The sequence below is a fragment of the Mycetocola zhujimingii genome, from assembly GCF_003065425.1.
GTDB lineage: Bacteria > Actinomycetota > Actinomycetes > Actinomycetales > Microbacteriaceae > Mycetocola_A > Mycetocola_A zhujimingii.
The window spans coordinates 220,193-240,273 of record NZ_CP026949.1; the positions used below are offsets into that span (position 1 = coordinate 220,193).

At 64.9% G+C, this 20,081-nt stretch carries 17 protein-coding genes, 3 tRNA genes and 1 pseudogene; 12 read left to right on the forward strand and 9 right to left on the reverse strand.

The genetic code is table 11. From position 1 onward, the window contains the following. The first annotated feature begins 49 nt into the window (after window positions 1-49). From C3E77_RS01025 to C3E77_RS01065, 9 genes are all read left to right on the forward strand, one after another. Window positions 50-137 (forward strand) — tRNA-Ser (locus tag C3E77_RS01025). A 29-nt stretch (window positions 138-166) separates the two neighbouring features. Next, a complete protein-coding gene (locus tag C3E77_RS01030; protein WP_108389947.1) occupies window positions 167-1,468 on the forward strand; it encodes an LCP family protein in 1,302 nt (433 codons plus the stop codon). A gap of 55 nt (window positions 1,469-1,523) precedes the next feature. Then, window positions 1,524-2,816 (forward strand): LCP family protein, encoded by a 1,293-nt coding sequence (locus C3E77_RS01035; RefSeq protein WP_162924869.1) that lies wholly within the window; start codon window positions 1,524-1,526, stop codon window positions 2,814-2,816. A gap of 89 nt (window positions 2,817-2,905) precedes the next feature. Beyond that, a tRNA-Ser gene (locus C3E77_RS01040) sits at window positions 2,906-2,997 on the forward strand. A gap of 162 nt (window positions 2,998-3,159) precedes the next feature. Further along, window positions 3,160-3,900: a DedA family protein gene (locus C3E77_RS01045; protein ID WP_234031247.1), complete on the forward strand. Its 741-nt coding sequence runs from the start codon at window positions 3,160-3,162 to the stop codon at window positions 3,898-3,900. A gap of 148 nt (window positions 3,901-4,048) precedes the next feature. Continuing rightward, on the forward strand, window positions 4,049-5,125 hold the full coding sequence (locus C3E77_RS01050; RefSeq protein WP_234031248.1) for an extracellular solute-binding protein: 1,077 nt from the start codon (window positions 4,049-4,051) through the stop codon (window positions 5,123-5,125). Between the two features lie 103 nt (window positions 5,126-5,228). After that, window positions 5,229-6,242, forward strand: a complete 1,014-nt coding sequence (locus tag C3E77_RS01055) for an ABC transporter ATP-binding protein (RefSeq protein ID WP_108389950.1) — start codon at window positions 5,229-5,231, stop codon at window positions 6,240-6,242. A 9-nt stretch (window positions 6,243-6,251) separates the two neighbouring features. Further along, complete coding sequence (locus C3E77_RS01060) at window positions 6,252-8,075, forward strand: ABC transporter permease (protein ID WP_108389951.1); 1,824 nt, start codon at window positions 6,252-6,254, stop codon at window positions 8,073-8,075. Window positions 8,076-8,350: 275 nt separating this feature from the next. Next, the gene (locus C3E77_RS01065; protein WP_108389952.1) at window positions 8,351-9,211 is read left to right on the forward strand and encodes an LPXTG cell wall anchor domain-containing protein; all 861 of its coding nucleotides are present in this window, start codon (window positions 8,351-8,353) and stop codon (window positions 9,209-9,211) included. A 72-nt stretch (window positions 9,212-9,283) separates the two neighbouring features. On the opposite strand, the gene C3E77_RS01070 is transcribed toward C3E77_RS01065, so the two are convergent. After that, window positions 9,284-9,700 carry a DUF5997 family protein gene (locus tag C3E77_RS01070; protein ID WP_108389953.1) on the reverse strand — a complete coding sequence of 139 codons (417 nt, stop codon included), beginning with the start codon at window positions 9,698-9,700 and terminating at the stop codon, window positions 9,284-9,286. Between the two features lie 106 nt (window positions 9,701-9,806). On the opposite strand from C3E77_RS01070, the gene C3E77_RS01075 reads away from it, so the two are divergent. Beyond that, a complete protein-coding gene (locus tag C3E77_RS01075; protein WP_108389954.1) occupies window positions 9,807-10,577 on the forward strand; it encodes a LysR family substrate-binding domain-containing protein in 771 nt (256 codons plus the stop codon). Window positions 10,578-10,583: 6 nt separating this feature from the next. On the opposite strand, the gene C3E77_RS01080 is transcribed toward C3E77_RS01075, so the two are convergent. Beyond that, window positions 10,584-11,669 (reverse strand): VIT1/CCC1 transporter family protein, encoded by a 1,086-nt coding sequence (locus C3E77_RS01080; RefSeq protein WP_108389955.1) that lies wholly within the window; start codon window positions 11,667-11,669, stop codon window positions 10,584-10,586. A gap of 273 nt (window positions 11,670-11,942) precedes the next feature. Between C3E77_RS01080 and C3E77_RS01085 the strand changes: the two genes are divergently transcribed. Next, a complete protein-coding gene (locus C3E77_RS01085) occupies window positions 11,943-12,194 on the forward strand; it encodes a hypothetical protein (protein ID WP_108389956.1) in 252 nt (83 codons plus the stop codon). Window positions 12,195-12,275: 81 nt separating this feature from the next. Here the strand turns inward: C3E77_RS01085 and C3E77_RS01090 are convergent, their stop codons facing one another. Then, window positions 12,276-12,776 carry a MarR family winged helix-turn-helix transcriptional regulator gene (locus tag C3E77_RS01090; RefSeq protein ID WP_108389957.1) on the reverse strand — a complete coding sequence of 167 codons (501 nt, stop codon included), beginning with the start codon at window positions 12,774-12,776 and terminating at the stop codon, window positions 12,276-12,278. Beyond that, entirely contained in the window at window positions 12,773-14,458 is a 1,686-nt protein-coding gene (locus tag C3E77_RS01095; protein WP_108389958.1) for an MDR family MFS transporter, read from the reverse strand. The genes C3E77_RS01090 and C3E77_RS01095 overlap by 4 nt, the downstream gene beginning before the upstream one ends. 254 nt (window positions 14,459-14,712) lie before the next feature. On the opposite strand from C3E77_RS01095, the gene C3E77_RS01100 reads away from it, so the two are divergent. Further along, window positions 14,713-14,785, forward strand: a tRNA-Arg gene (locus C3E77_RS01100). A 204-nt stretch (window positions 14,786-14,989) separates the two neighbouring features. Here the strand turns inward: C3E77_RS01100 and C3E77_RS01105 are convergent. The 5 genes and pseudogenes from C3E77_RS01105 to C3E77_RS15790 form a co-directional block, all read right to left on the reverse strand. Further along, window positions 14,990-16,765: a family 43 glycosylhydrolase gene (locus tag C3E77_RS01105; protein ID WP_198412172.1), complete on the reverse strand. Its 1,776-nt coding sequence runs from the start codon at window positions 16,763-16,765 to the stop codon at window positions 14,990-14,992. Further along, window positions 16,755-17,783 carry a D-erythronate dehydrogenase gene (gene denD, locus C3E77_RS01110; RefSeq protein ID WP_198412173.1) on the reverse strand — a complete coding sequence of 343 codons (1,029 nt, stop codon included), beginning with the start codon at window positions 17,781-17,783 and terminating at the stop codon, window positions 16,755-16,757. Before denD ends, C3E77_RS01105 begins: the two co-directional genes overlap by 11 nt. A 5-nt stretch (window positions 17,784-17,788) precedes the next feature. After that, window positions 17,789-18,952 (reverse strand): DUF993 family protein, encoded by a 1,164-nt coding sequence (locus C3E77_RS01115; RefSeq protein WP_108389961.1) that lies wholly within the window; start codon window positions 18,950-18,952, stop codon window positions 17,789-17,791. 11 nt (window positions 18,953-18,963) lie between these two features. Then, window positions 18,964-19,830 (reverse strand): annotated as a pseudogene (locus C3E77_RS01120) (CoA transferase); the annotation flags it as partial. Beyond that, entirely contained in the window at window positions 19,740-20,078 is a 339-nt protein-coding gene (locus tag C3E77_RS15790) for an SDR family oxidoreductase (RefSeq protein ID WP_162925043.1), read from the reverse strand. The pseudogene C3E77_RS01120 and the gene C3E77_RS15790, both read right to left, overlap by 91 nt. Between the last annotated feature and the right edge of the window lie 3 nt (window positions 20,079-20,081).

Below are 20,081 nucleotides of genomic sequence, written 5' to 3' on the forward strand. Positions count from 1 at the left end.
CCTCGTCCGCTAGGATCGAGTGTTGGGTGTTGTCCCGACAACATGCCATGGAGGGCTGTCCGAGCGGCCGATGGAGCCAGTCTTGAAAACTGGTGGGCAGAAATGTCTCGTGGGTTCGAATCCCACGCCCTCCGCCAAAGCCCTGCCGACCCGAAAGGACCGTCGAGTGAGTGAGCCTTCACGCCCTACCCGGGGGACCGAGCAGGTTTCAACAATCGCCAGGCACGGCCGGCTGAAGAAGTCACACCCGATCCGGACGATTCTCAAGGTCCTCTCCGGCGCGCTTGCTGTGCTGTTCGTGAGCGGAACCGCTGTTTCGGCATATGCGCTCTGGGACATCGCGAAAGACGTGCAGCCATCCGTGACGCTCGCGAATGAGACACCGGGAGTGAAGCTTCCGAACATCGAGGCAATCGAGGGTGGCGTCAACCTGCTCCTGGTCGGCAGCGACAGCAGGGCTGGCCAGGACGGCGTGTTCGGTGATCCGGACAAGGAAACCAGCGTCCTCAACGACGTCACGATGCTCATGCACATCTCGGAGGATCACTCAGCCGCGACGGTGATCAGTTTCCCGCGGGATATGTTCGTCCCCATCCCCGCCTGCCCGAAGGAGGGCGGCGGCACCTATGAAGCCAAGGCCTCCCAGAAGATCAACTCCACCCTCCAGTACGGTGGGCTCGCCTGCACAGTGCTCACAGTGGAGCAGTTGACGGGCATGAGCATTCCCTTCGCGGCTGAGGTCCAGTTCAACGGCGTTATCGAGCTCTCGAACGCCGTCGGCGGTGTCGATGTCTGCGTTGCCGAGCCGATCGATGACTGGCGCACGGAGACCTACCTCGATGCCGGAACTCACACACTGCAGGGCATGGCAGCACTCCAGTTCCTCCGCACCCGCCACGGCGTCGGTGACGGGTCAGACCTCGGCCGAATCAGCAATCAGCAGGTGTTCCTTTCGTCGCTCGTCCGCCAGTTGAAAAGCAGCGAAACGCTCACCGACCCCACCAAGCTCTTCAGTATCGCCAAGGCTGCAGCGGGCAACATGACCCTCTCGAACAGCCTCTCGAACGTCAACACCATGGTCTCCATCGCTATGGCGCTCAAGAACATCCCACTCGAGCAGGTGGTGTTCGTGCAGTACCCCAACGCAGATGGGACGAGCGGCGGACAGAGCGGTGTTCTGCCCCTCAAGGCTCCCGCAAAGCAGTTGTTCGATGCGCTCGCCTCCGACCAGCCGATCGCACTCACGGGTGATACCGGGGTCGGATCGGTCATCGATCCGAACGCGCCGGTCGCGGAGGCTCCACCGGCAGAAGAGGCACCAGCCCCGGAGGCGCCGGCTCCTGAGGCGCCCGCTCCCGACGCGTCGGCAGATCCGGCGGTGCCGCCGACGCCCGATGTCGTCGAGCTCCCCGAGAACGTGCAAGGCCAGACCGCCGGTGACTACACCTGCTCCAAGGGAAATAACTGACCTGACCCGCTCCGGGTGCCGCTGGCTGGTGCCGACGGCAGTTTAGAGTGGTGCTGTGACCACGAGCCCCCGACGTACGCCCGCCATGAAGCATGGGCGGCAGGCGCGCCGGGGCGCCACGGCCACGTTGCTCAAGACGACAGCCGTTGCCCTCGCTGTGGTTCTTGTGAGCGGCGCGTCCGTCGCTGCGTGGATTGTCTATGACCTGGCATCGAACGTTTCGTCCAATGCAGTTGACATCACGCAACCGGACGGCGCTGGGGGTTCAGCTCCCGCGGTACCGAATATCGACGCCTTCGAGGGCGGCTTCAACATGCTGATCGTCGGAGCCGATAACGACGAGAATCAGGACCCGAACGCGTACGGCCCGCGCGACATCACCCTCAACGATGTCAACATGCTGCTGCATGTGTCTGAGGATCACACCTCCGCCGTCGTGGTCAGCCTGCCGCGTGATTTAGTGATCGCCCAGCCCACGTGCGTTGATCCTGAGACGGACGAAACGGCACGCGCGGTGTCGGCACAACCGCTCAACGCGGCCTATGAGCGCGGAGGACTCGCCTGTGTCGTTGGGACCGTGTCGGAACTCACCGGCCTCGAGATCGAGTATGCGGCCCTGATGTCATTCAACGCAGTGGTCGAGATGACCAACGCCGTCGGCGGTGTTCCCGTCTGCCTCACCAAGCCGGTGAAGGACAGGTGGTCCGGTCTTGACCTCCCCGCGGGGACGACCACGATTTCGGGGGCGACGGCCCTGGCATTCCTCCGCACACGCCACGGTGTCGGTGACGGAAGCGACCTGTCCCGCATCGCGTCGCAGCAGCAATACATCTCGTCGCTCATCCGGACCATCAAGAGCGATGACACGCTGACGGATGTCACCAAGCTTTATGGCCTGGCGCAGGTCGCGGCGAAGCACGTCAAGCTCTCGACATCGCTGACCAACCTCACCCGGATGGTTGCGATGGCCAGGACGCTCCAGACGATTGATCTGGATAAGCTCGCGCTCGTGCAGTACCCGGTCGGTGCCGACCCATACAACGTCAACAAGGTAGTTCCCGATGAGGCCCTCGCGAAGAAGTTGTTCGACGCGATCGCGGCTGACGAGCCGTTCGCGCCCGATCCCAACGTCGACCGCAATGGAGTCCAGGCTGATCCGGATGCGCCGGTGCCGCCTCCTGCAGCGGCTCCGCCCGCGACGGAAACGCCGGATGCCCAGCCTCCGGCATCCGCCCCGTCAAATCCCGGAGCGGATGCCACGCCGGCGCCAACTCCGACATCCAACGTGATCGAGGGGCTTTCCGGCCAGACCGCGCTCGAGCAAACCTGTTCGGTCGCCAATCGTTAGTAGTCACCGGTCGTTTCTGGCCGCGATTCGGAACACGGCGCATCACCCGTTATGATTGAGCCTGTGCATCCGCCAGTCGGCATGCACATGGAGACGTCGCATAGTTCGGCCTAGTGCACCACCCTGCTAAGGTGGAGTCCTCGTAAGGGGACCGCGGGTTCAAATCCCGCCGTCTCCGCCACGGAAACCCTCACTCTCGGAGTGGGGGTTTTTGCTTTCCCCGCGTTGCCCGGTCCTGGCGTCAGGCTCAGGGAGCGCTCACGCTTGCTATGCAAGACTGGGTGGGAACCTTTGGCATCGTCGACGTGGTCGTTGTCGCAGTCCAAACCACTGTGGAGACTCTATGCATTCGCTTTCCCACGCCGCCAGCCTCGTTGCGGCCTCGGCTGACTCGTCGTCGGCCGGCGTCGCAGACGGAATCGCCGGATGGGCGATCTCGGTCATGGAGGCCCTCGGGCCGATCGGCGCGGGAATCATCGTTTTCCTCGAGAGTGTCTTCCCGCCGATCCCCAGCGAGATCATTCTTCCCCTGGCCGGTTTCACCGCGAGCCAGGGCAACTTCAGCATTGTTGAAGCGATCCTGTGGACGACCGTCGGTTCGGTCCTCGGCGCATTCCTGCTCTACGGGCTCGGCCGGTTGCTCGGCCACGACCGCACAATGTGGCTCGCTGCCCGCATCCCGTTCGTGGACCCTGACGACATCACGAGAACCGTCGAGTGGTTCGGTCGGCATGGAAAGAAAGCAGTGTTCTTCGGGCGGATGCTGCCCATCTTCCGGAGTCTGATCTCCATTCCCGCGGGAATCGAGAGGATGAACCTCGCCGTGTTCGCTGTCCTCACGCTCGCTGGATCATTGATCTGGAACAGTATCTTCGTGATCGCCGGATTCCTGCTCGGTGAGAACTGGAGCGCGGTCCTGCAGTACGCCGACATTCTCAAGTACCTCGTCGTCGCGGGTGTTGCCTGCCTCGTCGCATGGTGGGTCGTGCGGACCGTGCTGCGAAACCGCGCGCGCCGGGCAGCGCTCGCGAAACAGCCCGAGGAGATGCCGGCGCCTGATCTGGACGAAACGCAGCAGCGATAGGGGCCTCGTCCTCCGTGTGTGGCGAACCTCTGGTGAACATTTCTCGCTGAGCACCCTTTCGAGGCGCGCTGTCCCCTAGGTTGGAGGGGTCAACCACATGCCAGGCAGGATGCGACCCGGGGTCTGTCGCTGCTCGAAAGGACTGAACGTGAACTACCGCACCGTGCGATCGACGTCGATTGCCGCACTTCTCATCGGCGCTGTCGCGCTCACCGGCTGCTCAGCTGATCCGGAAGCATCCTCTTCGGAAGCTCCGGCGGAATCGAGCGGAACGCTCATCGTGTACACGAACTCCAACTCGGACGGTCGCGGCGAGTGGGTCACCGAGAAGGCCGCGGAGGCGGGCATCGAGATCGAGATCGTCGGGCTCGGCGGAGCCGACCTGGCCAACCGAATTGTCGCGGAGAAGAACAACCCGGTCGGCGATGTGGTCTACGGACTCAACAACATGTACTTCGAGACCCTCAAGGAAGAAGAGGCAATCGACGGGTACGAGCCGTCCTGGGCGGCAGAGGTCGACCAGGAGTCCGGCGACCCCGACGACGGCGCTTTCTGGCCGCTCGTCGAGCAGGCCATCGTCACCGTGTACGACACGAACACGGTGAGCGAATCGGACGCTCCCACAGAGACCAGTGACCTCTGGAGCGACAGCTCCTATGAGGGACGCTACGAGGTCAACACCGTCCTCGGCCAGGCGACACCGCAGTTGATCCTCGCCGGCCTGCTCTCGCAGTACGTTGACGAAGACGGCGACCTCGGCATTTCCGACGAGGGCTGGGAAGAGGTCGAGAAGTACTTCGCCAACGGCTCACCCGCTGTCGAAGGAACCGATCTCTACGCTCGCCTGACTCGCGGCGAGGTGGACTACGGCGTCATTCCCTCGAGCGGAATCACCGCACGTGATGCGGAGTACGGAACGAAGACCGGGGTCATCTCGCCGAAGGCCGGTGTGCCATACGTCACCGAGCAGATTTCGGTAATCGCCGGCACGTCAAAGCAGGACCAGGCCGAAGAGTTCATCGACTGGTTCGGCAGCGCCGAAGTTCAGGGCGAGTTCGCCAAGGAGTTCTCGGCGTACCCGGTTAACGAAACTGCCCGTGCCGAAGCGCTCCCCGAGGTCATCGAACTCATCGATTCGCTCGAGAAGCAGGACATCGACTACGGATTCGTGCGCGAGAACATCAGCGCGTGGGTCGAGAAGACCGAACTCGAGTACCTGCCCTAACCGCTCGTCCTTCCCGTCTCTGGGGTGAGGTGGCCGCGGGCAGCCCGCGGCCACCTTTCCCCCTCAACCTCCCGTTCATCGCGGAACGGTCGCTGGAGCTCAGATGATCACGTACGACAACGTCGAAGTCCGGTTCGGTGAGCACGTCGCCATTCCCGACCTTAACCTCGAGATCTCCGAGGGCGAGTTCTTCACTCTTCTCGGCCCATCGGGCTGCGGCAAGACAACGGCACTCCGAACCCTCGCTGGCTTCATCGAGCCGTCGCGCGGCAGGATTTTCATCGACGGTAAGGATGCCACACGGCTGCCAAGCGAGAAACGCCGCGTCGGTATGGTGTTCCAGAACTACGCGCTCTTCCCGAGCATGAGCGTCGGCGAGAACATCGCCTTCGGACTGGCCGTTCGCAAGACCAAGAGGGCGGAAGCCGATCGACTCGTCGCGGAGATCGCAGACCAGGTCGAACTGACTCGTGAGCAGCTCGACAAGAACGTCGCCGAACTTTCGGGTGGACAACAGCAGCGGGTGGCCATCGCGCGGGCGCTCGTGCTCAAGCCGCGCATCCTGCTGCTTGATGAGCCGCTCTCCAACCTCGACGCCAAACTGCGGGTGCAGTTGCGCGAACAACTGAAGAACCTCCAGAGCGAGCTCGGCATCACCACGGTCTACGTGACGCACGACCAGGAGGAAGCACTGACGATGAGCGATCGGATCGCCGTCTTCAACAAGGGTGTCGTCGAGCAGGTGGGCACCCCGGAGGAGATCTACGACCGGTCGCGAACGGAATTCGTGTGTACCTTCGTTGGTGCAATCAACCCGCTCTCGCCTGACTTTGTCCAGCGGCTCGTCTCGGCTGGTGCCTCCGGACTCGACCCGGCCAAGCCGTCGTATCTCCGACGCGAGAAGGTTTCCCTGTACCCGCCGCGGACCGGGGAGAACAGCATCCGTCTGGATGGGGTTGTCGCAGCGCGCACGTACCACGGTGCGTACAGCACCTACGAGATCGAGTCGGGTGCCACAACGCTGCTCGCGATGGTGACGGAGAACGGTGAGGCTGTGCTGAAGCCGGGTTCGACGGCCGACCTCTACATCGATCCGACCTCGATCCTGCAGTACTAAGGGGCCGGCATGCGGAACTCATCGCTCGGGGCCATGCTCCGCTCACCGCTCGTGATCGTCGTCTCGGTAGTGCTCGTGTGGTTCATCGCCACCTTCCTGCTGTTCCCGAACATCAACCTGCTGGTGTCGACGTTCTTCCCCGGCGGCGAGTTCAGCGCCCGCGCTGTGGAGAAGCTCGTCAGCTCCGAGCGCGCCATGAAGAGCCTGTGGCACAGCTTCCTGCTCGCGATCACCCTCTCGGTGACGGTCAACGTGGTCGGCATCTTCATCGTGCTCGTCACGAAGTACTTCCAGATCAGGGGCGCCCGGGTGCTCTGGCTCGGATACGCCACCACCCTGATCTACGGCGGCATCGTGCTCGCCGCCGGCTACAACTTCATCTACGGCCGGTACGGGTTCATCACCAACGCCGTTCGCAACGTCTGGCCAGAGGTCGACCCGAACTGGTTCTCCGGCTTCTTTGCCGTCGTGCTCGTGATGACATTCGCGACGACAACGAACCACATGCTGTTCCTGTCGTCGTCACTCGCGAAGATCGATTACCAGACCATCGAAGCTGCACGGAACATGGGAGCGTCGACCTGGCGCATCCTGTGGAAGATCGTTCTGCCGGCCCTTCGTCCGATGATCTTTGCGGTCACCGTGCTGACCTTCCTCACCGGCCTCGGCGCGCTCACCGCTCCGATCGTGCTCGGTGGCCCTGACTTCCAGACCATCGCACCGATGATCGTCACGTTCTCGAAGAGCACGAGTTCGCGCGACCTCGCGGCGCTTCTGGCGATCATCCTCGGTGTCGCAACGATCATCCTGCTCGCGGTGATGAACCGGGTCGAGAAGTCTGGCGTCTACTTCTCCGTCGCGAAGGTCGCGACCCCGCTGCAGAAGCAGCGGATCCCCAACCGCGCGGCGAACGTGATCGTCCACATCGTCGCCTACATCCTCTTCGTCATCTACGCGGCGCCGGTGCTGCTCATCGTGTTGTTCTCCTTCGTCGACTCCACCGCTGTGCTCACCGGGTCGATCACGCTCAGCTCATTCACCCTCGACAATTACGCCACGGTCTTCGGGACTCCCGCCGTGCTGCGGCCGTTCGTTGTGAGCGTCGTTTATAGCGCGCTTGCCGCATTCATCGTCGTTGGCGGGTTGCTGTTCGTCTCCCGGGTGATCCAGAAATATCGCAACCCGGTGACATCCACTCTGGAATATCTGCTGCACATCCCGTGGATTCTCCCGACCATCCTGATCGCGCTCGCGCTCGTGATGACCTTCGATCGACCCAACCCGCTCATCGGCGGCCAGGTGCTCACCGGCACGGCCGTGCTTCTGCTCGTCGCCTACATCATCGTGAAGATCCCGTTCACGCTGCGGCTCCTCAAGGCGGCGTTCGCGTCGATCCCTGATTCACTCGAGGATGCCGCTCGCATCCTCGGTGCGAAGTCACTGTTCACCTTCCGCAAGGTGCTGTTCCCGCTCGTGATTCCGACGGCGGCTGCGATCACCGCGCTCAACTTCAACAGCCTGCTCGATGACTACGACGCCGCCGTCTTCCTCTATCACCCGCTGTACGAGCCGCTCGGCATCGCCATCAAGGCGAGCACCGAGGGTGAGAACAATCTCGACTCCATGTCGATCACCTTCGTCTACACGGTGCTGCTCATGATCATCATGGGCCTCACGATGTACCTGGTCTACGGCCGCTCGGCTGGCTCAAAGAAGCGCCGTACGCGTTTCAGCGTCATCGGTGGTCCTGCCGCGGCTGGCCCCGCTGCTCCCGGCACAGATGCTGCGGGCACGGATGCCGTGGTAACGGCTGGAGCAAATCCGCGTACCTGACCGGCGCAAAACGCCCCCTGACCGAGGGGTAACGCCGATTTTTCTGGATCCTGCGCAAAAATTGCGGGTTTCTTGCCCCGTTCAGGGGTCAATCCTGATGGAGCGCGTGGAGTGTAGTCCTGCGAGCGGAACAGTCCCTCGTCGTGTTGCCCGACCACCCGAGGTCGGCACACGGAGCGACCGTTCTGCGCTGCTGCGCTTACCCGATCGCACTGCGCAGACCGGAACGATGACGCATTCCCGACATCAATCGGGGTGCGTGCAGGAAGGTTATTGTGAAGATTCACACCAAATTTATCGCTGGCTTCAACGCCAGCGTTCTCGTAGGAGCCGCCCTGGTGCTCTTCGCGGGAGCGGCACCAGCAACAGCTCACACCCCCAAGGTTGCTGCGACGTGCGACGGCGTGACAGTGGCACTTACCAACTATGGAGCGACAGCCAAAAACTCCGCCGAGGTGATCATCGACGGGGAAACCGTCGAAGACACGACCTTCGGCAAGGAGTTCATTGAGGAGTACGAGTTCGACGACAGGACCGTGGCGCACAGCTACACGGTTGTCGTCGATGCACCCGGCACCGCTCACGACGTCGATACATCGGACGAGAGTGAGCCATGTCCTGCACCTGTACAGGAAGAGCCGCCGGTGGTTACGCCCCCGGTTGAAGAGCCTCCAGTGGTTGTCCCCGAGATGCCACAACCGAACGAGACGGTCACGTCCGTCGACGACGTCAACTGCGACAGCAAGACCGTCACCACGACCACCACGACCGTGACCACGGGCTGGACGCTCGACGAGACGTCCAACACGTGGGTCAAGGCCGAGCCGGTGACCACGGTGAAGGAAACCGTGCGGGACGCGACAGAGGGAGAATGCACTGTCGAGACTCCTCCGACGTCGGTGACACCGCCGGTCGAGGACACTCCTCCGACGCCCGCTTCGCCTCCGGTCGTTCCTCCAGCAGCGGTCACGCCTCCGGTAACTGTGCCGACGACCGCACCGGTCGACGACACCACCACCGTGTCTGACTCGCTCCCGGCCACCGGTTCCGACACGGCTTGGGCGATCCCGCTCGCGGGAGGCCTGCTCCTTGCCGGTGCCGCGCTGATGCTCGTGCGTCGTACACGCCGCGCCTAAGCACACAACTGAACGACAGGAACGGCCCGGGGAGCGAAAGCTCTCCGGGCCGTTCTGCGTTTGTGTAGTGCGTTACTTCTGCTGACGCGCCTTCTCGTCGGCGAGGGCGCGCTGCCCGGCCTTCTTGTCGTTGATGCGGCTGTTCTCGGCACGCACTTCGGCCTGGGTGGCGCGCTCGGCCACGAGCCATGCCGGGGGAGCCTCAAGCAGCGCGGTGATCTCGGCCGTCGTGAGTGCGGCGTCGTTCATCTCGGCGCGAGCGAGACCGGACACAGAGACGCCGAGCTTGCGCGCGACCTCGATGCGGGGGTGCGGGCCGTTCTTGCGGAGCTCGACGAGCCACTCCGGCGGTGAGGCGAGAAGCTCATTGAGCTGTTCGCGGGTGACCGGGTTTGACCGGAATTCCTCGGGCGTTGCCGGCAGGTAGACGCCCAGCTTCTTAGCGGCCGTCTCCGGCTTCATCGTTTGGGGGGTCTTGTTCGTTGCCATGTTCCCAGCTTAACCGCCAACCGCCAGGGTGGAGCGCGGGAGGAGGCATCCGTAATACCCTGAACAGACCGCCGCACGCCGATGCGGTGGGGATGGAAGAGGACCGATGGATGCTGCCGAGACGCCAGAACCGTCGTTCACCATAGCTTTTGTGCCTGGGGTGACGCTCGCCAAGTGGGCAACCGTCTGGCAGGAACGCCGCAAAGATCTTCCGCTCGCCTTCGCGCCAACCGCCGAAACGGATGCCGTGAGCGTGCTTCACGAGAGAACCGCCGACGTCAGTTTCGTGCGGATGCCGGTGGACGACACCGATCTCAGCCTGATCCCGCTGTACAGCGAGATCGCCGTCGTCGTTGTGCCCAAGGATCACGGCATCGCGAAGCTCGAATCGGTGACGGTGGCCGACCTTGCCGATGAACACCTGCTGCAGGACCCGGACGACGTGCCCGAGTGGCGTGACGTCGCGACCGAGCTGAGCGACGGAACCCGTCGGCCGTTGCCGGAGATGCGGTCGGTCGAGGACGCGATCGAGCTTGTTGCCGCCGGAGTTGGAATTGTCATCGTGCCGCAGTCCGTCGCGCGGTTGTACGGACGGAAGGATGTCGTCGCTCGCCCCGTGACAGACGTCGCCGAGACCCGGATCGGGCTGGCGTGGCTCGCCGAGGAGACGACCCCGGATATCGAGGACTTCGTCGGTGTGGTTCGGGGGAGGACCGCGCGGTCGTCTCGCGCCCCGCAGGAGGAGCCGGAGAAGGCTCCTCCGAAGGAGCGCAAGCCGCAGCAGAAGCCCAAGGCGAAGCCGTTTACCCCGCGCCAGGGCCGGGCCCCGAAGAAGCTGGGCAAGGGCCGCAACCGGGGTCGCGGCGGACGCTCCTAACCAGCGCTAGGCAACCGTCGTGCCGAAAGCCAGCCCCAGCAGGTAGGTGATCGCGGCGGCTCCATAGCCGATCGCGAGCTGACGCAACGCGCGCTTGAGCGGCGACGCTCCGGACAGCACGCCGACGATGGCGCCGGTCATCAGCAGCGCGATGCCAACGAGGACAGCGGCAACAGCAACGGCGGCGAGACCCGTCAGCCCGAACAGGTACGGGAGCACGGGGATGATCGCGCCAGAGGCGAAGAACAGGAAGCTCGAGAGCGCGGCGCCCCGTGCGGAGCCGATCGAGTCGCCCGGCTGGGCAGACAGGGTGCCGGTGTCGAGCCCGACATGCACGCAGTCGAGGTTGTTGAGCACCTCGTGCGCATGCTCAGCGGCCTGCTGGGGTGCCATCCCGCGCACCCGATAGACATACTGCAGCTCGTTCGCGTTGACGTCGAGCTGGGGGAGCACCTGTCTGGCGGACGGGTCAGGCGTCGTCGAGTCAAGCAGTTCGCGCTGCGAGCGGACGGAGACATACTCACCAGCGGCCATCGACAGTGCACCGGCGAGTAACCCGGCAACACCCGCGGCGAGCACGACACCGGTGCCGACGCCGGTCGCGCTCATGCCGAGCACGAGTGCGAGGTTGGAGACCAGGCCGTCGTTCGCTCCGAAGACAGCGGCGCGGAACGTTCCCGACATGTTGTTGCGGCCCCGGGCCGCCAGCCCGCGCACGATTTCGGTGTGCAGTCGTTCGTCAGCCGCCATCGCGTCTGTGGCATCGGCATCCGCTTCATAGGGCGATCGCGACTCGGTGCGCTGCATCAGGGCGAGTACGAAGACCGAGCCGAAGCGTTTCGCGAAGAAGCCGAGCAGTCTGGTGCGAAGCGCCGTGCGGGTTGGTTCGTTTGCGTGCTCGCCGAGCAGGTCGATCCAGTGGGCTTCGTGGCGGCGCTCGGCTTCGACGAGGCCGAGAAGGATCGCCTTCTCCTCGCCGGTGCGACGACTGGCGAGTTCACTGTAGACGGATGCTTCGGCGCGTTCGTCGGCAAGGTACTGCCGCCATCGTTTGATATCGGATGCCGTCGGTGCGTTGCGGGGTTCGGTCACGGTAGTGCTCCTGAATCGGGTGACCGACGATTCCAGGGTGCGGAAACTTCGGCCATCGTTGAGATGTGGCCGAAGGTCTCGCTCGCCCGCAGTGTGCGGGTGGGCTGCCGGGTCGAAAGACCAGTGTGTCGACAGACCGCGTCGCCGTTTCTGGAGTGAAGCGGCGGTGGGAACTACTCCCCTTCGCTGGGAGAGAGTCTACCCCAGCGAGTTCTGCGGGATCGGGGTTGGCGGGGCATCACCCCGGCGCACTTTCAACGTACGCTCATAGGTATGGCACGAAGCAAGAAGAAGCGGCCGAGCATCAGGGAATCCGGCGGCTTCACCAACTGGCTCAACAATTCGCTGCGGCCGTACATCGGGCCGCCACCTCTCGGCCCATACAACGAAGAGCCGCTGCCCCCTGCCTCTGGTTCCGCCTGTCCGCTCTGCGGTCGACCTATGTCTGAGCACGTCGTCGACCGCAGCGGTGAGCGCACCCAGCTGTACTGTCCGACCCGTCAGGACGAGTCGACCAGCACGTAGAACATGCAGAACGGATGCCATCCCGCTTGCGTGCGGGATGGCATCCGTTTCTGAAGTGGTGGCGTCTGAAGCGCCGCCCGGTCAGTCCGTGGAGGGGCCCTCGTCGTTCCGGTGATCGATCGCCGCGGTGAGGCGTTCGAGCTGTGCGGCGAAGCCCTCGAGTTCGTCAACCTCCCACTCCGTCAGGAGCGCGTGGGTGATCGACTTGCCGGAAGGATTGACGGCGCGCATGCGGCGCACGCCCTCCTCGGTGAGTACGAGGAACCGCGCGCGGCCGTCGGAGGGATCGGTGCGCGTTTCGACCAGCCCGAGTTCTTCGAGCTGGCGGATGTGCCTGCTCACGACACTGCGGTCAACGACGAGACGTTCCGCGGCGACGCCCGCCTGGACGGAGCCGCAGTGTTCGATCAGTCGAAGAAGCTGAAAGCCCGCCGGGGGAAGGCTCGGGTCGATCGCAGTTGCCGCGTTCTTCAGGACGAGCTGAAGTCGACGTGACAGGGCACCCATGCTGACTTCCACTGCCCCGATGGCCGCGGAGTGCCTGCCGGGCTCGGGGGTCCCGCCAGTCAGGCTGTCGGTCATCTCGACTGCACCGGCGTCGTGGTGTCGTCGTCGTCCGCCCTGGCCGCGGTAATCGGACCGGTGACCGGATGCGAGAGGCCCACGGGTGGCAGCGCCACACTCGCCGTCGAGACATCGATGAGGATGTCACTGGCGTCGTCACGGTCGTGCGACTTACCGACGGGCTGCTTCTTCAACTGCACGGCGTTGAGCTTACCGAGCGGGGCGTTCGGAATGAAGATCGTCGCGATGAGTGTGACGAGGGTGAGCGGAACCGCGCAGAGGAAGACGAAGCCAACTCCACTGCCGTATGCACTCTCGACGACGGTCTGCAGCACTTCGGGCAGCTGGTTGATCTGTGGAATCGTGCCGCTGCCGAGGTACGTTCCGGCGAGAGCCTGGTCTGCCGGCGCGAGGGCAGCGATGTTCTCCTTGATGCTCTGCGCGACGACGGTGCCGAGCACCGAGCCGAGTACGGAGACGCCGACGGTGCCGCCGAGGCTGCGGAAGAAGGTGACGGCGCTCGTGGCGACGCCGAGGTTGCGAACCTCGATCGTGTTCTGAACCACGAGGACGAGGTTCTGCATCAGCATGCCGAGACCGGCGCCCAGAACTGCCATGTAGATGCCGACGAGGACGAGGTTGGTGTCGTAATGGAGAGTGCCGAGGAGGACAGAGCCGATGACAGTGAGAACCGCGCCCGTCACCATGATTGCCTTCCACTTGCCGCGACGGCTGATCATGCCACCGAAGATCGTCGAGGAGATGAGCAGGCCGGCCATCATCGGGATGGTGAGCAGGCCGGACTCCGTCGGAGTGGCTCCCCGGGCGAGCTGCATGTACTGCGCGAGGAAGACTGACGTGCCGAACATGGAGACGCCGACCGAGATGCTGGCGATCACGGAGAGCGTGAACGTGCGGTTCTTGAACATGCCGAGAGGGATGATCGGTTCAGCCGACTTGAGCTCAACGATGACAGCGCCGACCAGCAGGATGACCGACCCGAGCACCATCAGGAGGCTGGGTACTGAAATCCAGTCGAACTGTGTGCCGGCGAGCGAGACCCAGATCAGGAGGAGCGAAACGCCTGCGGCGATGAGGATCGCGCCGAGGTAGTCGATGTGAACCTTGCGCTTCGGCTGCTTGGGCAGGTGGAGCGTGCGCTGCAGGAGGACGATTGCAACGATCGCAATGGGCAACGCGATGAAGAAGTTCCAGCGCCAGCCGAGGGCATCCGTCACCAGACCGCCGAGGAGCGGGCCGCCGACCGTGCCAACGGCCATGACGCCGCCGAAGAGGCCGGCGTACTTGCCACGGTCGCGGGGGCTGATGATGTCGGCCATGATGATCTGGCTGAGCGCGGCGAGCCCGCCGCCGCCGAGGCCCTGAAGCACTCGGAAGAGAATGAGGGTGTCGGTGTTCTGGGAGAAACCGGCCGCCGCTGAACCAATGACGAAGAGGCCGAGCGAGAGCTGGATGAGCAGCTTGCGGTTGAAGAGATCAGCGAACTTTCCCCACAGCGGGGTGGAGACGGTCGTTGCCAGGAGGGTCGAGGTCACGACCCAGGTGTAAGCCGACTGATCGCCCTTGAGCTCAGAGATGATGAGGGGGAGGGATGTCGCGACGACAGTTCCGGCGAGGATCGACACGAACATGCCCAGAAGCAGGCCCGAGAGGGCTTCGAGTACCTGACGGTGGGTCATGGTGCCGTCGGCGGAAGCGGTCCGTTGTGGTTTTTTCGGTGCGGATGACCGTGAAGCTCGAGGCATGTGACTCCTGATGACGCGGAAAAGCTTTGTTGACAAACATCAACTATAACATTGACAAACGTCAACTATAACCCCGGCTAAGGGTTCTGTCACCTTGCAGCGGGTGCGTCGATTGGCGCCGAGCCGCCGGGTCATGTAGTCTCTAATACGGCCTGCGGAGCGAGAGATTGTCTCCCGGCCAAGCCCATGCGCCCGTAGCTCAACGGATAGAGCATCTGACTACGGATCAGAAGGTTGGGGGTTCGAATCCCTTCGGGCGCACGGTATGCCCCGGAAAGACGCCGATTACGGCTGTCTCTCCGGGGCTCTTTCGTTGGTGCCCCATCAGCTTGACGCCGGTGTTCCGAAGTTGCTCGGCAGGTGGCACCGTGGCGGCCGTGCTAACGAGTGGGTTGAGGCAGTGGCTCAGCCACCATGTTGCGCTATAGCTGGCCGTACCATTCGAGTCTTTGGGTCGCGCGGCTGTTACACCCGCAGCGTCGCGGTCGCAATGGAGACCCCGGCCTCGCTGAATGAGTCGACGGCGACCCAGTACGGGGTTCCCGCGTTCAGCGAGCCCAGCTGCAGCGTCGTATCGCCGTGCAGATGCCAGGAGCTATAGAGCTTCTCGGGATGCGTTCCGTAGCGCACGTTGTAGCCCTGCGCGCCCGGCACCGGGTCCCAGCGCAGTTCCGCCGTCCGGGCGTCGTCGCGACGCGCGGACACCGCGGGGAGTGCGGGGAGTGGTCCTTCCCCAAGCCCAAAGACCCGGATGCCGCTCACGGCGAAGGGGGCGCCGTAGGGCAGCTCGCCCGCCGTGCAGCGTACGAACCGCGCCATCACGGCCTCCTCGAGAACGACGAGCGCGTGCGGCTGGTCGGCGCGCGCACTGCGGGTGTCGGAGACGACCTGCCACTCCTCGCCGTCCCCGGAGATTTCGATCACGATCTCGGTCGCGTGCTCCGCCGGATCGATCGATCGGTAGTTCGACCGCCAGCGGGCGCCGTCAGTCCTGCGGGGCGCGAAGGCGGCGACGTCCGGGTCCGCGAGATTGACTTGCACGGCCTCGACGCGCTTCAGCGCGCCCAGATCGACCGTGATCCACTCGCCCTGCTCCGCGGTGCTGGCGATCCACCACGTGCGCACATCCTCGTCGGTCGCGAGGCGGGCGGGATGCGCGTCATGCTGCGACGAGGCCGTCGCCGACGCGTTCAGCGAGAGGAGCATCCACTCGGGTGCGATGCGGTCCCATGGATCGATCGCGCCTGTGGGGATGCGACGGGGGTAGTCGGCGAAGTTTTGGTTGCAGAAAAGCACGCCCTCCTCGTCGAAGCCAGCGGGGAATAGGCCGATTCGCCGCTCGAAGGGGTGCGCGACGGAGATACGCATGGTAGCGACGTGCCACCAGTTGCCGTACGCGTCCTGGAACGTGCTGCCGTGCCCTGCTCCGGTGATGAAGCCGCCCGGCTTCGAGGAGAACGGGCTGCTGCTCGCATACTCGAAGGGTCCGAGCGGGCTCGTCGCCGTCACGTATCCGTCGGCATAGGTGTTGAACTCGGTCCCCGGGGCGGAGTACTGCAGGTAGTAGGTGCCATCGTGCTTGGTCATCCACGCCCCTTCGAGGTATGGCGCGTCCCCGATGGCCTCGGTGACATCCTTCCCGTCGAAGATGCGCTGCAAGGGACGATAGCTCTCGCCCGCGCGCTCCCACCCGCGCCGCGAGGTGTCGCTGACGATCAGTGCGGCGGCGGCGCCCACTGGACCCAGAGTCTTGGGGTCGAGCTGCACGCCGTAGATAGGCGTCTCAGCCGAGCACCCCCAGTACAGATACAGTGCCCCGTCGTGGTCCGGGAACAAGCTCGGATCCCAGAAGTCGAAGGAGCCGGCCGTGACCTGCTCAAAATCGTCCGCGAGCGGGTCGCGGCTGCGGAAAAAGGGGCACGGCTCTCCCTTGCGGGAGGCGCTGATGTAAAGTTCGTCGCCGATCGCGCGCACATCGGGCGCGTAGTCGAACGCGGGCAGCTTCTCCGTGGCCCGGAAGTGCCAGTCGACGAGATCGTCGGAGTACCAGAACCCGCGTGACATCGACACGAACATGAAATAGCGACCGCGATGCAGCACGACCGAGGGATCGGCGCCCTCTCGGAACACGACCCGGGCATCCGGATCGCCGTCGGGCACTACCTCCTGATAGCGGTAGGCCAGATCGACGGGGTTGCAGACGAGACGACCGCGGGCGCCGAGGACGGCGTCATCGAGCACGAGCGGCCTCCTGGTCCGCGGAGCCGGAGCCGGAGCCGGTGTCGGAGTCGGGGACCGGCGCATGATCCCGGACGAATTCCCGGACTATGTCCTCGATGGAGTCGACCGGATGCAGACCAAGTCCGGCGGCCCGCTCGGCGCGAAAGAGCGAGGGCCAACTGCCGACGATCGCCTCGATTTGCGGATCATGCGACCACTCGATGAGCCGGCTCGCGTCGTGCCCCGTCACGCGGTCGAGTGCCTCGGCCATCGCCCGGGGCGTCGTCGTAAGGGAGGGAAGGTTCATCGCGGTGCGGCTGCCCCATTTCGCGTCGGGCGTCTCCGCGGCACGGACGATACCGTCGATCGTCCGCTGCGGCGACGACAGCGCCACGGGCGTGTCCGACGGTACCGGGCACAGCGCCGTCTGCCCGGAGACAGGTTCGCGGATGATGCTGGACAGGAAGCTCGAGGCCGCCCCATTCGGGACGCCCGGGCGGACCGAGACGGTCATCAGACGAACGGTGCGCGCGCGCACAAAGCCGCGCCGGCCGTAGTCAGCGACCAGCTGCTCGCCGATGAACTTCTGGATCCCGTAGCTCGACGCTGGCGTCGGAAGCGAGCGATCGTGGATCTCACCAAGCGGTGCACCATCGGCATCGGTGCCGAACACGGCGAGCGAGCTGGTGAACACGAGCACCGGGGCGTTGCCCCGCGCTCGGGCCCACTCCAGCACCTGTCGTGTGCCGTCGAGGTTGGTGCGCATGCCGAGGTCGAAATCCGCCTCGGCGGCGCCGCTCACGACGCCGGCAAGATGGAAGATCGCATCTGCGTCGGGCAGCCGGTGGAGGTTCTCGGCCATGTCGCCCGTGAACGACCGCACGCGGGTCTCGTCGGCGAGGGGGCCGCGCGGCGCGGCGAGGTCAACGAGCAGCAGCTCCTCGACCTCGCGGCGCTCCTCTCCGCCGAGAGCGAGACCCTCGGCGAGGAGTCTCGTGGCGAGGAGTGAGCCGAGGAAGCCGGCACCGCCCGTGATCATCAGCCTCATCGCAGACCGCCCGCGGCGAGGACGACGCCCATCCGGTGCGCTGCGAGCTCGGGGTCGGGGTACAAGCCGAGCTCGTCGCCCAGTCGGAAGAGCTCGGTCAGGTGCTGCAGGGAGCGCAGACCTTCCCGGCCAGTCACCATGCGGAAGTGGTCCTGGTGGCCGGACAGCCAAGCAGTGAACACGGTGCCCACCTTGTAACGATCGGCGGGTGCCTCGAACATCTTCACCGCGAACGGGATCGTCGAGTTCATGATGCGGGCGAAGCCCTCCTCGTTCCCCGCATCGAGCGCTGCGAAGGCGGTGGACGCTGCGGGGGCGATCGGGTCGAGCACGCCGAGGAGGCCGTGGCTGTGGTGCGCGCCGTCGCCCAGGATGAGGTCGGTGTAGCCGTAGTCGTCGCCCGTGAAGACCTTGACGCTCGCCGGCAGCCGGCGGCGGAACTCCTTCTCGAGCTCTTCGTCGAGCAGGCTGAACTTGATCCCTTCCAGCCGCGACTCATTGTCGCGTGCCATCGTCACGACGACGTCCATGGCATCCTCGACGCCGCGGTGACCCCAGTACCCGTCGAGGGTTGGGTCGAAGCCCGTGCCGAGCCAGTGGACGATCGCGGGGCGGTCGGCGTGCGCGAGCACCCGGCGGTAAACTTCGAGGTAATCGTCGGCGCTCCGTGCCGCTCCGACCAGCGCGTGGCTCGCCCGGATCACGGCCGGGGCTCCCTGGCTCTGCACCCAGTCGACCTGCTCGGTATACGCGTCCACGATCGCATCCAGCGTCGGAGCGGCGTCCGACAGCTGATCGGTTCCGGCTCCGGCGACGACCGCGGCGCCCGCCTCGCGCGCCGCGGCGACACCCAGACAGATGAGTTCCTTGGCCTGGTTCCAGTCCAGACCGCCGGGGCCACGCTCGGTCGTGTCCATCGCCTCAGCGATGCCGATCCCGTAGCTGAACAGGTGCTGGCGGAAGGTGATCGTCGCTTCCCAGTCGATCGGAGGCGCGATGCCGGGTTGGTAGTCGGCCCGAGCATCTGCGACGACGTGCGCGGCGGCGAGTACGGTGCGCGATGAGAACGGGGTCGGGTGCCGGGCATACTCCACGGGTGCATGCATCGTGTGATCGGCGAGGGTGCCGTTGGCGGTGGGAAGTCGGACGATGGTGGGCATGTCTGGGGCTCCTAATGACGAAGGGGGATGTTCGGGGTCACGACCACGCAGCCGCCCGCGTGTTCTCGGTCCGATTCGCTGCCGATGACGCCGGCTCGCTTGAGCTGCGCGATCCGCTCTGGCTCGCCGCCGGCGTCGGTGAGCACGTCGTCGTTGTGCACACCGGCCTTCGGCAGCATGTACCGCAGGCTGGCTGGGGCCTCCGACAGCGAGAGGGGCATCCCCACGAAACTCACGGGTCCGATCTCCGCAGTTTTGCCCTCGCGGATCAGACCGTTGCCGCGCACCTGAGGATCGGCGAAGACGGCCTCGTACTCGTGCACGGGGGCGACGAGAACGTCCTCGGCCTCGAACCTTGCCATGATCTCGGCGCGGTCGAGGCGCGAGATTGCGTGGGCGAGCAGGCGATGCGTCTCAAGGGTGTGTTGCTGGAGGCCCTCAATGGTCTGGAAACGCGGATCCTCGACGACCTTAACGGGTAGCCCGCACGCGCGGGCCGCGCGCTGCCACGGCGTGTTGACGTAGAACTCGCCGAGGAGGGCCAGCCAGAGCCCGTCCGCGGTCTCGTAGTAGCCGTACAGGGCAGTGTTGTGCGCGTGGGCGATGCCGGCCGTCGGGCGCGGGTAGCGCTGCCCGGTGTTCAGATAGGTGGTTCCCTCCTGCAGATGCGTGGTGACTGCCGCGTTGAGGAGATTCGGGTCAACGACCTGCCCGTGGCCCGATTGCTCCCGCGCGGCGAGTGCGACCATCATCCCTTGTGCGAACTGCATCGACGCGACGTAGTCGATCATGAAGGTGCCGGTGGAGACGGGGCCGGTCTCATCTGTGCCGGTGAGCGCCATGAGGCCACTGATCGTCTGCGCGGCGAGGTCCTGCCCGCGCGCTGCTCGAGCAGCCCGGCTCCCCGCTCGGTCAACTCGGTCTCTATGCGGCCAGGGGCGACGGCGTTCGCCCGTAGCCTGCGTGGACCGAGCTCCTTCGCGAATGACTTCATTACGCTGAGCGCGGCTGCCTTCGAGGCTGCGTAGTCGATCGAGGACGTGTTCGGCAGATAACCCCGAATCCAAGCGGCCACGACGAGGACCCCACCGTCTCGGAGTGCCCCGGCCGCCGCCTCCAGCGTCAGGAA

Bases quoted from the DNA above. Each gene is read 5' to 3' on its own strand.
- C3E77_RS01070 (WP_108389953.1), bottom strand. From the start codon at position 9,700: ATGGCAACGAACAAGACCCCCCAAACGATGAAGCCGGAGACGGCCGCT.
- C3E77_RS01045 (WP_234031247.1), top strand. From the start codon at position 3,160: ATGCATTCGCTTTCCCACGCCGCCAGCCTCGTTGCGGCCTCGGCTGAC.
- C3E77_RS01085 (WP_108389956.1), top strand. From the start codon at position 11,943: ATGGCACGAAGCAAGAAGAAGCGGCCGAGCATCAGGGAATCCGGCGGC.
- C3E77_RS01055 (WP_108389950.1), top strand. From the start codon at position 5,229: ATGATCACGTACGACAACGTCGAAGTCCGGTTCGGTGAGCACGTCGCC.
- C3E77_RS01060 (WP_108389951.1), top strand. From the start codon at position 6,252: ATGCGGAACTCATCGCTCGGGGCCATGCTCCGCTCACCGCTCGTGATC.
- C3E77_RS01090 (WP_108389957.1), bottom strand. From the start codon at position 12,776: ATGACCGACAGCCTGACTGGCGGGACCCCCGAGCCCGGCAGGCACTCC.
- C3E77_RS01075 (WP_108389954.1), top strand. From the start codon at position 9,807: ATGGATGCTGCCGAGACGCCAGAACCGTCGTTCACCATAGCTTTTGTG.
- C3E77_RS01095 (WP_108389958.1), bottom strand. From the start codon at position 14,458: ATGACCCACCGTCAGGTACTCGAAGCCCTCTCGGGCCTGCTTCTGGGC.
- C3E77_RS01115 (WP_108389961.1), bottom strand. From the start codon at position 18,952: ATGCCCACCATCGTCCGACTTCCCACCGCCAACGGCACCCTCGCCGAT.
- denD (WP_198412173.1), bottom strand. From the start codon at position 17,783: ATGATCACGGGCGGTGCCGGCTTCCTCGGCTCACTCCTCGCCACGAGA.